This is a genomic window from Dactylosporangium roseum (genome assembly GCF_025264685.1).
GTDB classification, from domain to species: Bacteria; Actinomycetota; Actinomycetes; order Mycobacteriales; family Micromonosporaceae; genus Dactylosporangium; species Dactylosporangium roseum.
The window spans coordinates 6,833,034-6,847,035 of sequence record NZ_CP073721.1 but is presented as its reverse complement, the minus strand read 5'-3'; the positions used below and the strand labels follow the sequence as shown (position 1 = coordinate 6,847,035).

Annotated in this window: 9 protein-coding genes; 4 read left to right on the top strand and 5 right to left on the bottom strand. The window is 72.4% G+C overall.

Annotation, left to right across the window (positions count from 1 at the left end; all coding sequences use genetic code 11):
• The first annotated feature begins 2,161 nt into the window (after positions 1-2,161).
• Entirely contained in the window at positions 2,162-3,745 is a 1,584-nt protein-coding gene (locus tag Drose_RS32040; protein ID WP_260725002.1) for a S8 family peptidase, read from the top strand.
• 5 nt (positions 3,746-3,750) lie between these two features.
• Here the strand turns inward: Drose_RS32040 and Drose_RS32035 are convergent, their stop codons facing one another.
• The 4 genes from Drose_RS32035 to Drose_RS32020 form a co-directional block, all read right to left on the bottom strand.
• Positions 3,751-4,467 carry a GAF and ANTAR domain-containing protein gene (locus Drose_RS32035; RefSeq protein WP_259859333.1) on the bottom strand — a complete coding sequence of 239 codons (717 nt, stop codon included), beginning with the start codon at positions 4,465-4,467 and terminating at the stop codon, positions 3,751-3,753.
• A gap of 84 nt (positions 4,468-4,551) precedes the next feature.
• The gene (locus Drose_RS32030) at positions 4,552-5,700 is read right to left on the bottom strand and encodes a SigB/SigF/SigG family RNA polymerase sigma factor (RefSeq protein WP_260725001.1); all 1,149 of its coding nucleotides are present in this window, start codon (positions 5,698-5,700) and stop codon (positions 4,552-4,554) included.
• 170 nt (positions 5,701-5,870) lie between these two features.
• Positions 5,871-6,605: an ATP-binding protein gene (locus tag Drose_RS32025; protein WP_260725000.1), complete on the bottom strand. Its 735-nt coding sequence runs from the start codon at positions 6,603-6,605 to the stop codon at positions 5,871-5,873.
• Between the two features lie 69 nt (positions 6,606-6,674).
• Positions 6,675-7,376: a phosphoribosyltransferase gene (locus Drose_RS32020; protein ID WP_260724999.1), complete on the bottom strand. Its 702-nt coding sequence runs from the start codon at positions 7,374-7,376 to the stop codon at positions 6,675-6,677.
• 304 nt (positions 7,377-7,680) lie between these two features.
• Between Drose_RS32020 and Drose_RS32015 the strand changes: the two genes are divergently transcribed.
• Positions 7,681-8,160: a phosphatase domain-containing protein gene (locus Drose_RS32015; RefSeq protein WP_260724998.1), complete on the top strand. Its 480-nt coding sequence runs from the start codon at positions 7,681-7,683 to the stop codon at positions 8,158-8,160.
• Between the two features lie 4 nt (positions 8,161-8,164).
• Here the strand turns inward: Drose_RS32015 and Drose_RS32010 are convergent, their stop codons facing one another.
• Entirely contained in the window at positions 8,165-10,378 is a 2,214-nt protein-coding gene (locus Drose_RS32010; RefSeq protein WP_260724997.1) for a putative bifunctional diguanylate cyclase/phosphodiesterase, read from the bottom strand.
• Positions 10,379-10,607: 229 nt separating this feature from the next.
• On the opposite strand from Drose_RS32010, the gene Drose_RS32005 reads away from it, so the two are divergent.
• Together Drose_RS32005 and Drose_RS32000 are read left to right on the top strand one after the other, a co-directional pair.
• On the top strand, positions 10,608-11,315 hold the full coding sequence (locus Drose_RS32005; protein ID WP_260724996.1) for a sortase: 708 nt from the start codon (positions 10,608-10,610) through the stop codon (positions 11,313-11,315).
• Positions 11,316-11,449: 134 nt separating this feature from the next.
• Complete coding sequence (locus Drose_RS32000) at positions 11,450-14,002, top strand: chemotaxis protein CheW (protein ID WP_260724995.1); 2,553 nt, start codon at positions 11,450-11,452, stop codon at positions 14,000-14,002.

Here is a 14,002-nt window from a genome sequence, read left to right as displayed (position 1 = left end):
GACTGGCATGCCAGATTCCTGGCGGCACACGCGGAATGGCAACGCAAGCGCGATCTCCGCGCCGCGGCACGGGCCGAGTTCGCCGAGGCACGCCGGCATGGCTTGCGGGCCCGGCACGCGGCCAAACTGGCGCGGCTGGCTGCCGCTCGTGGAGCGCCGCTGACGCCAGCGACCGGGCCCACCGACATGGACGCCGAACGGCCCTGGTCCGCCGCTGAGCTGGCCCGCGCTGCCGTCCGTCCTGCCGGCGCTGCCACTCACGGCGCCCGCGGCGGCGTCGAGCCCGTCGGCGCTGCCGCCCGTGTCGCCGAGTCGCCTCCCGCGGCCGCCCGTCCTGTCCGGGCCGGCGCTGGGCCGGCTCGTGCGGCGGCTGGGCGTGCCGGTGCTGTCGCTGGGCCGGCTGGCGTGGCGGCTGGGCGTGCCGGTGCTGTCGCTGGGCCGATTGGTGCGGTGGCTGGGTGTGCCGGTGTTGTCGCTGAGCCGGTTCCTGTGGCGGTTGAGTCCGCTCGGGGTGCCGGTGAGCCCATCGGCGACCGCAGGTCCGAGCCGTCGTCACCTCGTGACACGCGGAGCCTTGACGAGGGGCCGATGGGGTGCCGCCCGGTGCGAAACGACGGCGACGCGGCGCCCGGGATCGCGGGTGAGGCCCGGTGCGAGAGTCCAGCGACCTCCGACCCGAATCCGCCCGCCCGACGGCAGCGGCATCCGCGCGCCCGGAGGCGTGCCGCCCTGTCGTGGATGGAACACATGGCGGATCCGGCTGTCGCCGCGCGCACGCCGGCGGCCGGGCTGTTCGCCCTTGCCGGCCTGTCCCGGCTCGCCCGGTCGTGCCCTTTCGCTCGGACGTCGGTGCCGGGCCGGCGTGGGCCACCGTCGCGAGTGGCAGCCTGACAAGCGGGGCCGACCTCGATCGGGCACCGGCTTGCCGTGCTGAGGTCGTCATCTGCCGCCGAGCGGCCGTTCACTCCCGCCGCTGACCGGTAGTTTGCCGCGTGCGTCGAGGGTTGCTAGGGGCGGCGGCCCGCCATGCCGCACAACCGTGCCGTGGGCGGCACTCCTAAGGTCCACCGCTTGGGGCGCATCGCGTTCGTCCGTGATCGTGTCGACGGCTGGCAGGCTCACGGGCGGGGCTGTCGCGCCGAAGCCCCGCCACACCTGGGCCGCCCGCCGCCGTGCCTGGCCGCCATAGCTGGCCGTCCCCCTTGGCCGTCTTGGCCGTCACGCTTGGCCGGCTGGCTGCGGTGGCTGGCTGCAATGGCTGGCTGCGGTGGCTGGCTGCAATGGCTGGCTGCGGTGGCTGGCTGCGGTGGCTGGCTGCGGTGGCTGGCTGCGGTGGCTGGCCGCCCCGCTTGGCCGTCCCGGCCTGGCTGGCCAGCCGCTCAATTGGTCGCTGTGGTTGGGGGTCGCTCCAATCGGTCGCCGTTGGTCGGGTGCCGAATAGTTGCGGTTCCCGTTGGTCGGGTGCCGTGGTTGGGCACTGTCCCAATCCGGGTTCCGTGGTCAGATCCGTGGTTGGGTGCCGTGGTCGGGTGCCGATGACACCGCGGTCGATTGCCGTGGTTGGGCGTCGCTCCAATCGGTTGCCGTGGTTGGGTGCCGTGGTTGGGTGTCAGCCAACCGGGCGTCTGGCGTTGCAGTCGACCGACTGATCGGCCGCTGTCCCGATTGGGTGTCTGGCTTCCCGGTCGGCCGCCCGGTTGGGTGTTGCCGCAGTCGGTGGTTCGTCGGTGTCCGGGCGGGTGTTGTGAGTGGTCGTTCAGCCGGTGCCATCCTCGCCGGGCCATCCTCGCCGGGGCCGGGGCTGGGGCTGGGGCCGGGGCTGGGGCTGGGGCTGGGGCCGGGGCTGGGGCCGGGGCTGGGGCTGGGAGCCGGGAGTCGGGGGCCAGGGGCTGGGAGTCGGGGCTGGGAGCTGGGAGTCGGGGTAAGCGGGTGTGGCCAGAGGGCGGTGGGAACGGTGTTGCCTCGCGGGGCGTGGTGTGCCCGACGGGGCTGTGGGGCTTCTCGGTGTTCTCCGCCGCTGGGCCGGGACTCGGCGGGTCGCGGGTGCGGGCGGGGAAGGACGCGGGCGCAACCTTGCGGCAACTGAACGCCTACGGGGGCAGCACCCTGCGGTTTTCAGCATTGGGGCTGCCGATGTCGTCCGGTTGGAAGGGTCTGCCCGATGCGAGTATTCCTGCGTGCCGCCATCGTCGCCAGTGTTGCGGTCGGCGGGCTGGCTGCGGTCTCGGCGGCCGCTGTCGCGGCGCCCGCTGAAGGGCGGATCGTCGGGGCGAACGAGGACGGGGTCATCCGCGATCGTTACATCGTCGTGCTCAAGGACTCCGCCCACGCCGACGCCAGTGTGCTCGCCGGCAAGGTGGGGGGCAAGGTGCGGCGGTCGTTCAGCAAGACCCTCAACGGCTTCTCGGCCCAGCTTTCGGAAAGGGCCGCCAAGCGCCTCGCCGCCAACCCCCTCGTAGCCTACGTCCAGCAGGACAAGACCGTGAAACTCGCGGACACGCAGTATTCGGCCCCGTGGGGGCTGGACCGCATCGACCAGGCCGGCCTGCCCCTCAGCGGAACGTACACGTACCCCACCGCCGCCTCGAACGTCACCGCCTACGTGCTCGACACCGGGATCCGGATGACGCACAGCGAGTTCGGCGGGCGGGCCCGGTCCGGCTACGACTTCGTCGACAACGACACCGACGCGAGCGACTGCCACGGCCACGGCACCCACGTCGCCGGGACGATCGGCGGCACGACCTACGGCGTCGCGAAGGGCGTCCAGCTCGTCGGCGTGCGCGTGCTGGACTGCCAGGGCTCCGGCAGCTACTCCGGCATCATCGCCGGTATCGACTGGGTCACGGCCAACGCGCAGAAGCCCGCCGTGGTCAACATGAGCCTCGGCGGCGGCGCCAGCGGCGTGCTCGACCAGGCCGTCCGCAACTCCGTCGCCACCGGGGTCACCTACGCCGTCGCCGCCGGCAACGAGAACCAGGACGCCTGCACGGTGTCTCCCGCCCGTACCGCCGAGGCGATCACGGTCGGCGCCGTCGACGCCAACGACACCCGGGCCTCGTTCTCGAACTACGGCGCGTGCGTGGACATCTTCGCGCCGGGCGTGGCGATCACCAGTGCGAGCCGCGCCTCGGACGCCGGCACCACGGTCATGAGCGGCACCTCCATGGCCACGCCGCACGTCGCCGGGGCCGCGGCCCTCTACCTCTCGGCCAACCCGGCGGCCACCCCGGCCGCCGTGCGTGACGCCCTCGTCACCAACGCCGTGCAGAACGCCGTCACCAACCCCGGTGCCGGCTCGCCGAACCGGCTCCTCGTCACCGTCGGCACGCCCGTCCCGGTCGTCGTCACCGCCCCGGTCGCCGCGCCCGTGACCACCCCGGCCCCGGTGGTCTTGCCCTGCAACGTGAAGCGTAACGACGCCGACGTCGTCGTGCGCGACCGCGGCCAGGGCACCAGCCCCGTGGTCGTCAGCGGCTGCCCCGGCAAGGCGTCGCGGGCGACCCGCGTCGAGGTCCACGTCGTGCACCCCAAGCGCGGCGACCTGGTGGTCGAACTGATCGCGCCGAACGGCTCGGTGAAGCGGCTCAAGGGTGCCAGCAAGAAGGACAAGGCGGCCAACCTCGACGCCGTCTACACCGTGAACATGTCGAGCCGCCAGAAGAACGGCGCGTGGAAGCTGCGGGTCCGCGACTCGTACAAGGGTGCCGCCGGCCGCCTCGATAGCTGGACGCTGACGGTCTAGGGCGCTCACACGGTGGCGCGGCGCTCCACGGTCTCGACCAGGCGCTGCGCCACCGTCGACAGCGGCAGGTCCAGCCGGCTGGCTGTGCGTTGCAGGCCGTCGAGCGCGGCCTCGGCCGAGCAGCCCCGCTGGACCATCATGATGCCGATGGCCCGGTTCACGGTCTCGCCGTCGGCCAGGGCCTCGGCCAGCGCCGCGTGCAGCCCGGCCTGGCGGCCGCGGTCGAGGACGGCGGCCAGCAGCAGCCCGGCGTGTTCGGCGACCAGCACCGCGGTCAGCCCGACGTCCGCGGTGAACCGGCCCGACTCGGCCGAATACACCGTGAGCGCGCCGACCACCTGCTCGTCGATGTCGACCGGCACGGTCAGCACACCCCGCACACCGGCCGCGAGGGCCCGCTCACGCCACTCCGGCCAGCGGGTGTCGACGGTGAGATCGTCGCTCAGGATGAGATCCCTGGCGCGGATCGCCTCCATCGAGGGTCCGGTGCCGCTGTGGTACTGGCTGTCGAGAAGCTCCTCGGGCAACTCGGACGACGCCGCGGCGGTCGACGGCCCGCCCGCCCGTACCAGCGTCACCGCGCACCATGACGCGCCCTCCACGAGATCGGCCGCGGTGTCGACGAGATCCTCGAGCGCCTCGTCGAGGTCGTCGCTGGCGATGAGGCGTGCGGTGAGCTGTCGCAGCACCGCGGCGATCTCCACCGTGTGGAGGTCAGTCACATCTCCCCCTTCAGCCGCGCAGGCAACAGCATCGGCGCCCGCACCGGAGGGCTTACTACCCGAGCGCGGCTGATCTCAACCGTTTCAACCGTCCAGCAATGCCCTCCGCAGACCGTCGAGCGTCCGGCTGAGCAGCCGGGACACGTGCATCTGGGAGATTCCCAGGTCAGCGGCGATCTGCGCCTGGGTGCGGTTGCCGTAGAAGCGCAGCGAGAGGATGCGCCGTTCGCGCTCTGGCAGGCGGGCGATGAGCGGTTTGATGGCTTGACGGAACTCCACCCCGTCGATGTCCCGGTCGTCGTCGCCAAGGACGTCGGCGAGCGTGCCGGCGTCGTCGTCCCCGCCGAGCGGCGCGAAGAGCGAGACCGGCCGGTACGCCGAAGACGCGACCAGGGCCTCGAGGATCTGGTCCTCGTCGACCCCGAGATGGTCCGCCACGTCGCGCGGCGTCGGTGACCGGCCCAGGCGCTGGCCGAGCGTGTCGCGGACCCGGTTGATCTCGATCCGCAGCTCCTGGAGCCGGCGGGGGACGTGCACGCCCCAGCCTTTGTCCCGGAAGTACCGCTTCAGCTCACCCACGATCGTGGGCGTCGCGTAGCCGCCGAAGTCGGTGCCGTAGTCCGGGTCGAAGCCGTCGATCGCCTTCATGAGCCCGAGCGCGGCGACCTGGCTGAGGTCGGCCGGTGACTCACCCATCCCGTGGAACCGGCGGGCGAGCCGGTCGGCGAGCGGCAGGCTGTGCTCGATCGCCCGTTCCCGTAACGCGTTGCGCCGCGGGTCGTTCCGGTCCATCGCCGCCGCCTGGCGCAGCAGCTCGTTGACCGTGGTCCACTGGCTCGGCGGCTCGGTCTCCTCGCCGTCGGTCTCCTCGACGGGCGGGGACCCGGCCGGCGGGTCGTCGTACGCGCGGAGTTGCTTCGCCGCCCCGATGATCTCGAGGACGTCGAGCACGAGGTCGGTGGCGCCGGGTGCGTGCAGGGCACCGCCGCGTTCCTGGGCCTCGAGCTGGGCGCGCAGCAGCGTGTCGGCGGCGGCGCAGTCGAGGAGGCGGAGGCGGGAGAGGTCGACGGTCAGGCGCATCTGCCCGGCGTCGAGACGCTCGAACAGCGCAACGCGCAGATCGAGGCTTGCCGCGTAGTCGAGGATTCCGGACGGGCGTAGAACTTCGTCGTCGCCATTGCGCCAGATCTCCAGTGAAAGTACCGAATCAAATCGGTTCTTTTCTATGGGCATTGTCTCCATGGTGGAGACTCCCCCCTATCCCATCGCGTTGCGGGGCAAGGCGATTCGCGGTTGAGCGTGCGGTCTTGGACGTGGGCGGATTTGCTTTCCGCATCACTGTACGCACGGCGAAGTCGCCGATTTCCACGCGAAGGGGTGACCTGGCGGGTGAGGTTTTTCCGTCAAATTCGCAGCGTTGCCCAGACGACTTTGCCGTCGGGCACGGGCGTATAGCCCCACGCGGCGGTCAACGCACTGATGACGAGCAGGCCGCGACCGTCCTCGCGCAGGGAGTCGTTCGTGGCGCCGGGCCGCGGCAGCGCGGAACTGTGGTCGCGCACGGAGATGTGCAGCAGTCGCCGGCGCAGCCCCACGCAGACCTCCATCTCGGTCCGGGCGTGGCGCACGACGTTGCTGACCAGCTCGGTGACGACCAGTTCGGCGAGGTCGCCGATCCGGCTGACCCCCCACAGCCGGCACGCGCGGCCGACCAGGTGCCGGGCCGCGGCGGTTGCGTCGACCATCGGCTGCAGGGTGGCCCGGAGGCGGTGCGGCGCCGAGGAGTCCGGCCGGTGGGCGAGCGCCGCGTCGGTGGTGGGGAAGAGCGGCACCAAGCGCGCGACCGCCATGCGGTCGAGGGCCGAGGCGAGCGACGGGGGAGCGGCGGCCAGTGTGACGGCGCTGCCGGGCCACGCGGCGGCGTGCTGGGCGAGGGCGGGCAGTACCGTCAACGCCACATCGTCGCGGTGGCGCAGGTCGGCGACGTCCAGCACGATCACCGAGGGTTCGGCCGCGAGACACGCGATGACGGCCGAGCGCAGCGAAGGGCAGGTATCGACGTCCAGCACGCCGCCGAGGCGCACGACGGTGGCGTCACCCCGCCGTTCGACGCTGGCTCGCAGATCTCCCGCCCTCATGGGGTGATGCTCTACCCGCCCGCGGCGTTATAAACACCAGGGGCGGGCAGAGCGCGATTCTTCTGGTGGCTACACCGGCGCGGGTACCTTGTCCGTGCTCCACGCGAGCGAGCAGATCTCCGCCACGTGCGCGTCGGTGAGCGGGGCGAAATTGGTGTAGTAGAGCCCGAGCGCGTGGAACTCACGGGGGCTGTGGATGTCGAGCACCGCGTCCACGTCGGAGGTGAGGAGGTCGACCGACTCTGCCGCGCACACCGGCGCGGCGAACACGAGGTGGGCCGGCTTGCCCGCCCGTAGTGCCCGCGCCGCCGCCCGGGCGGTCACCCCGGTGGCCAGGCCGTCGTCGACGATCACCACCACCCGTCCGGTCACGTCGGGAGCCGGCCGGGTCCCGCGGTAGCGCTCCTGGCGCCGGCGCAACTCGGCACGCTCGCGCTGGACCGCGGGGGTCATGTCGCTCACGGTGAGCCCGACGCAGGCGAGTTCGCTGCGGTCGAAGACCGGTGGGCCGTTCTCGGCGATCGCCCCGACCCCGTGGTCCGCCTGCCACGGCAGGCCGATCTTGCGCGAGATGACCAGGTCGAAGTCGGCGCCGATGGCCTCGGCCACCGCGTATCCGACCGGGACCCCGCCGCGCGGCAGGGCGAGCACCAGTGGCGTCTGCGCGGTAACGGTGGCCGGGAACTGCCGCAGGTGAGCCGCGACCACGGTGCCCAGCAAACGGCCGGCGGCCGTCCGGTCCGCGAAGCGCTCGTGTTCAGGCGGCCACATGGGCGTAGCCTTCCACTCGGGAGCTTTCCACTCGGGAGCTTTCCACTCGGGCGGCCCGGAGGCCGGACACATCGATCCGCATCAAGCGGACACCCCCTTCACTCGCGCGGTGAGGCCGGCGACACCAGCACCGTCCCCGTCGTCGCTCTGCCGCGGCGCCGCGTTTCGGTGCGAAGCCTACTCCGGGCTGACCTGCGAAAACTCTGGAATGGGCGACGAAGTCGGGGTGATGGCGGCCCGTCGGCCACCACCGTTGCCGGTGCGTCTGGGGTGGTGGTTGGGGTGACTTCGGCAGAATGGCCGGATGGACCCGTCGCTGGCCGTCTTCGACATCGACGGGGTCGTGGCCGACGTCCGGCACCGGCTCCGCCACCTCGACCGCCGCCCCAAGGACTGGGCGCGGTTCTTCGCCGCGGCCGGCCGCGACCCGGTGCTGGAGGAAGGGATCGAGCTTGCCCGGCGATACGCGCGGGAGCACATCCTCGTCTGGCTGACCGGCCGCCCGGAGCACCTGCGCCAGGTCACCACGGATTGGCTGCACCGGTACGAGCTGCCCGGCGAGCTGCTGTTCATGCGCCCGGCCGGGGACCGCCGCCCGGCCCGCGAGTTCAAGGCCGGCCAACTGGCCCGGATGGCGCGGGAGTCGACGATCGAGATCGTCGTCGACGACGACCCCGACGTGGTGGCGAAGCTGCGCAAGCTCGGCCATCCCGTGCGGCTCGCCGACTGGGTGCCCCACTCGTCCACGCTCCGGACCGCGCAGGACCGCGACGGCCGGACCTGAGGCGCTAGGTGTACTGCCTGACCAGGCCGGAGGTCAGCACCGACGACAGCGTCGCCGCCGGCATCGGCCGGGCGAACAGGAAGCCCTGGGCGAGGCCGCACTCCAGCTCGCGCAGCACGGAGGCCTGGCCCGTCGTCTCGACGCCCTCGGCGATCGGCTGGAGGTACATGCTCCGCGCCAGCTCGACCACCGCGCGGAAGAGCGCCTTTTCCTGGCGTTCCTCGATCCGGGAGACAAACGACCGGTCGATCTTCAGCACGTCGATCGGCAGCGTCCGCAGATAGGCGAGCGACGAGTACCCCGTCCCGAAGTCGTCGATCGCGATGCGGATGCCGAAGGCGCGCAGGCGGGCCAGCCGGCGGCTCACCTCGGCCGTCTCCTGCAGCGAGGCCGTCACGAGCACCGTCTCGGTGATCTCCAGTACCAGCGCGGGGCCCGGGAGGCCGGTCCGCTTCAGGGTGGCGAGGACCTCGTCGGCGAACTTCGGGTCGCGCAACTGGCGGCCGGAGACGTTGACGGTCACCGAGATGCCGTGCTCCTCGTGCCACGCACGGGCGTCCGCGCACGCCTGCTCCAGCACCCACGAGCCGATCCGGCTGATCAGCCCGATCTCCTCGGCGACCGGCACGAACGTCGCCGGCGAGACCGGGGTGCCGTCCAGCGCCGTGAACCGCAGCAGCGCCTCGACCGCCTTGACGCGGGCCGTCTCCACGTCGACCACCGGCTGGTAGTGCACGGCGAAGCCGCCACCGCCGTCGACGGCGGCGCGTAGCTGGTCGGCGAGCACCGTGTGCGCGACGTGGGCCGCACGCAGCGCCTGGTGGTACCGCACAAACCGGTTCCGGCCCGCCTCCTTCGCCGCGTACAGCGCGATGTCCGCGTTCTGCGCCGCCTCGCCGGTCGTGGCCGGGCGACCCGCGTACGCTCCGATGCTCGCGGTCAGCCGCAGCTCGCGGCCCGCGACCTCGTACGGCCGGGCAAGCTCCAGCACGGCCCGCGCGGCGAGCCCGTCGATCGCATCGGGCGCGCAGACCACCGCGAACTCGTCACCGCCGAGCCGGGCGATCAGGTCGCCCGGGGAGGCCGCCGACCGTAGCCGCGCGGTCGCCTCCAGCAGCAGTTCGTCGCCGGCCGGATGGCCGAGCGTGTCGTTGACGTCCTTGAACCCGTCGAGGTCGATGACGAGCAGGCCCAGCTCGCCGGGCGCGTCGACCCGGGCCTGGAGGCTCTTGCGGAAGAGTTCCCGGTTGGCCAGGCCGGTCAGGACGTCGTGCTGGGCGCGGAAGGCGAGCTCCCGCTGCAGGCTCATGCGCTCCGTGAGCGCCCGGCCGAGACGCAGCACCAGCGCCACCATCAGCGCGCCGGTGAGGATCGCCTGGACCAGCGCGTGCCGCCAGGAGTCCGCACCCGGGCGCAGGACCAGGTTCGCGACGAGCACGGCAGGGCCGAGCAGGGCCAGGCCGACGAAGCCGGCGATCGGCGTGCCGCTCTCGGCCGGGGCGGGGCGGGGCCGCTCACCGGCCCGGCGCAGGTCCGGGTGCAGCATCGCGGCGGCGAGCAGGAAGCTCCAGACGAGCCAGCCGATCGAGGTGACGGAGCTGATCACGGCGGCGCCGCGGCCCAGCACGTACATGACGACGCACGTCGCGTCGGTGAGCACCATCGCGGAGATCGAGCCGAGCAGCAGGAACGCGGCCACGCCGGGCCGCAGCGCGGATCCGAGCCGCAGCAACAGCGCCACGACCAGCAGTTCACAGACGGCGAGCAGGGCGATCCCGGCCGTGGCAAGCTGGTCCAGCCCGGCGCGGTGCAGCAGCGGGTACAGGACGAACGCCCACGTCACCTGGGCACTGCCGATCGCGACGATGGTCGCGTCGAGGAGCCGGGTGGAGGACCACGGGCGCAGGCGGTGCGCGATCAGCCACAGCCCGGCCGCGGTGAGCGGGTAGGCCAGCAGGTATCCGCTCTGGATCGCGTCCGGCCCGCCGGGGAACAGGGTACGGCCGACGGTGCTGGCCGCCGAGACGGCGACGGCCGCCAGCAGCAGCCACCACGCGGCGCTCGGCGCGAGCCGGTGGCGGCGCAGCCCGGCGACGCCGGCGGCGACGCACACGAGTTGCACCGTAACCCAGTAAACGCCCTCGCCGATCGGGAAACGCACCGCGGCGACGATCGACGCCACCGAGGCGAACGCCAGGAACCAGAGCCAGATCCGCACACTCCCATGAACCGCTACGGGCGGTGCAGCCGGGTTGCGCGACGGGGTGCATGGCGGATCAGCATTTCGGTGCTCGCGCGCCTTCCCAGCTCCCGCGGCTTCCGGCTCTGGGTCGCCGCTGACCCGCGGCGGCATGGTGGTGGGTCCCGGAACCGCTCGGCCAGGCGCTCGACTGCGCGTCCCGCCGGAGCGCCCATATGCCCGCATTTGAAACTCTATAGTGGTATTTATGGGTGTACGGCGTGCAGATCGCACGACGCGCCTGCTCCTCGTGGCCGCCGTGCTCATGGTCGCTTCGGGGGTGGCGCTGGGCGGGACGACGGCCTGGAACTGGTGGAGTCGCGTCCGTGAGGTGCACAGCGCCCAGGAGCGGCTCACCGGCGTGCTGGACGAGCAGTGGGCGGCCGGTGGGGCGACGCCGTCCGCCCGGTCCCGGCAGGCGGCGGCGATGCCCTTCGCCGGCGGCGCGCGCCCGGCCGCGACACCGTCGGCGCCGGCGGTCCCGGTCGCACGGCTGCACCTGCCGACACTCGGCCTCGCGCTCGTTGTGGTCGACGGGGTCGACGACGCCCACCTGCTCCTCGGCCCCGGCTACATTCCCGGCACGGCACCGATCGGTACGACCGGAAACACCGGCATCGCGGGCCACCGGTACCCGGGCGTGTTCTGGGACCTGGACCGGCTGCGGATCGGCGCGCCGGTGCTGCTCGAGACCGGCGACGCCTGGTTCGTCTACCGCGTGATGGACGCGAGCGTCGTGGGCCCCGAGCGGCACGAGGTGCTCGGGCCGCCGCCGCCCGGCGCAAACCCGCTGCTCACGCTCGTGACCTGCGAGCCGAAGCTCAGCACGGACCGCCGGCTGATCCGCCAGGCGACGCTCGTGCGCCGCGACCCGCACGACGGCCCCCGCCCGGTAGAGCTGTCGACGCCGCGCTGATAACACAGCGTCACCTTTTGCTCGCCGAAGTGCAACAAATCTCCTTCACCGGACCGTCGTGGTGCCGATTGTCCCGGTGGGTCCGTCCCGATGCGTGCGTGTGTCCCCGGTGGGGTCGAAAGGAGCGCCTGGCCGTGAGCGAGTTGGGTGACATTGTTCAGGAGTTCCTCGTGGAGTCCCACGAGAACCTCGACCAACTGGACCGGGACCTGGTCGCGCTGGAGGCCCAGCCGGGCTCCCGCGAGCTGCTGTCGTCGATCTTCCGGACGATCCACACCATCAAGGGCACCTCGGGGTTCCTGGCCTTCAACCGGCTCGAGAAGGTAACGCACGTCGGGGAGTCGCTGCTGTCCCGGCTCCGCGACGGCGCCCAGGGAATGACCCCGGCGACCACCGACGCGCTGCTGCGCATGGTCGACACCGTGCGCGGGCTGCTGTCGGAGATCGAGGAGCACGGGCGGGAACTCGAGGGCGACGACTCCGAGGTCGTGGCCGCCGTCAACGCCTGCATCACCGACGAGGCGAAGCCCGCCGCCGCGGCCGTGCCTGCCGCTCCTGCTGCCGCTGCCTCCTCTGCCGCGCCTCCGGCCTCAGCGCCGGCCACTGCCGGACCGGTCACCGAGCATGTTGTCGAGCATGTTGTCGAGCATGTTGTCGAGGCGGTTGTCGTCGAGCCCGTCGTGATCCAGCCGGTGATCATCGAGGCCGCCGCCGTGCCCGCCGGTCCGCCGGCCGGTGCCACCCCGGCCCAGCCCGCCACCACCGCGGCACCTGCCGCTCCTGCCGCGCCCGCCGGCCCTGCTGGGTCTGCCGTGCCCGCCGCCCCTGCCGCCTCCGCGCCCGCCGCCCCTGCCGCCGCGCCCGCCGCCCCGCCGGCCCCGCCCGCTGCTCCGAAGCCGGCCGCGGCCGCGCCGAAACCGTCCGGCGGGCCGGGCGCCGAGCCGGGCGAGGACGGTGCCACCCGGCGCAGCGTCGCCGACCAGTCGATCCGCGTCGACGTCGACCTGCTCGACAAGCTCATGAACCTCGTCGGAGAACTCGTGCTCACCCGCAACCAGCTCGTGCGGGCCATCGGTTCGGTCGCCGACCCGAGCATGACCCGCACCGGCCAGCGGCTCAACCTCATCACCTCCGAACTGCAGGAATCGGTGATGAAGACCCGGATGCAGGCCATCGACCACCTCTGGTCGAAGCTGCCCCGGGTCGTCCGCGACCTGTCGTCGACCTTCGGCAAGCAGATCCGCCTCGCTCAGGAGGGCAAGGAGACCGAACTCGACCGGTCGCTGCTGGAGGCGGTGAAGGACCCGCTGACCCACCTCGTGCGCAACGCGGTCGACCACGGCATCGAGACCCCGGAGGAGCGCGTCGCCGCCGGCAAGCCGGCCGAGGGCACGCTGACCCTGCGCGCCTACCACGAGGGCGGTCACGTCATCGTCGAGGTCCGCGACGACGGCTCCGGCATCGACCCGGACAAGATCGCCCGGATCGCCGTCGAGAAGGGCCTGGTCTCCCGCGACCACCTCGCGACGATGGACCGGCGCGAGATCCTCGGTCTGGTGTTCCGGCCCGGCTTCTCCACCGCCAAGGCGGTCACCAACGTCTCGGGCCGCGGCGTCGGCATGGACGTGGTGAAGACCAACATCGAGCGCATCGGCGGCGCCGTCGACGTCGACTCCGTCGTCGGCCAGGGCACCACCTGGCGGCTGACCATTCCGCTGACGCTCGCCATCATCCAGGCGCTCACGATCGAGTGCGGGCGGGAGCGGTACGTCATCCCGCAGGTCGCCGTGCACGAGCTGGTCTACCTGGACGGTCAGTCCGGCCGGGTGGTCGAGCACGCGATGGGTGCGCCGGTCTACCGCCTGCGCGGCAAGCTGCTGCCGCTGGTGTACCTCGACGACATGCTCGGTCTGGCTCGCGACGGCGAGCACGACACCGACGTCTACGTCGCCGTCCTCCAGGCCGAGGGCAAGCGGTTCGGCCTCGTCGTCGACCGCGTCCTCAACACCGAGGAGGTCGTGGTCAAGCCGCTCACCTCGCGGTTCAAGGACATCGGCGTCTACGCCGGCGCCACCCTGCTCGGCGACGGGCGGGTCGCGCTCATCCTCGACGTCGCGTCGCTCGCTCGGCGGGCCCACCTGGCCGCCGGTGGGGAGCGCGTCGAGGCGGACACCACGGTGCGCCGCCGCCGCGACAACGCCGACCGGCTGCTCATCGCCGGTGTCGGCGACCGCCGCGTGGCCATCCCGCTGGACATGGTCACCCGGCTCGAGGAGTTCCCGGTCGAGCGCATCGAGCGGACCGGCAGCCGGGAGGTCGTGCAGTACCGCGACCAGATCCTGCCCGTGCTGCGCCTCGCGCACCTGCTGGGCGCCTACGAGACGGAGCCCGGCCCGACGGTGCCGGTGGTCGTCTACACCGAGAACGGCCGATCGGTCGCCCTCGCCGTCGAGAAGATCCTCGACATCGTCGAGGAGGGCCTGGACGACTCCCGCCGCGACTTCGGCGACGACGGACTGCTCGGCTCGGCCGTCATCCAGCAGCGCGTCACGGAACTGCTCGACGTCCGCCGGGCCATTCTCGCCGCCGACCCGATGTTCCACACCTCGATCGATCCGTACGAGCAGCACGAGCCGTACCAGAGCGGCACCGACGCCTTCACCACCTACCAGCCAGCCGGAGCCTGA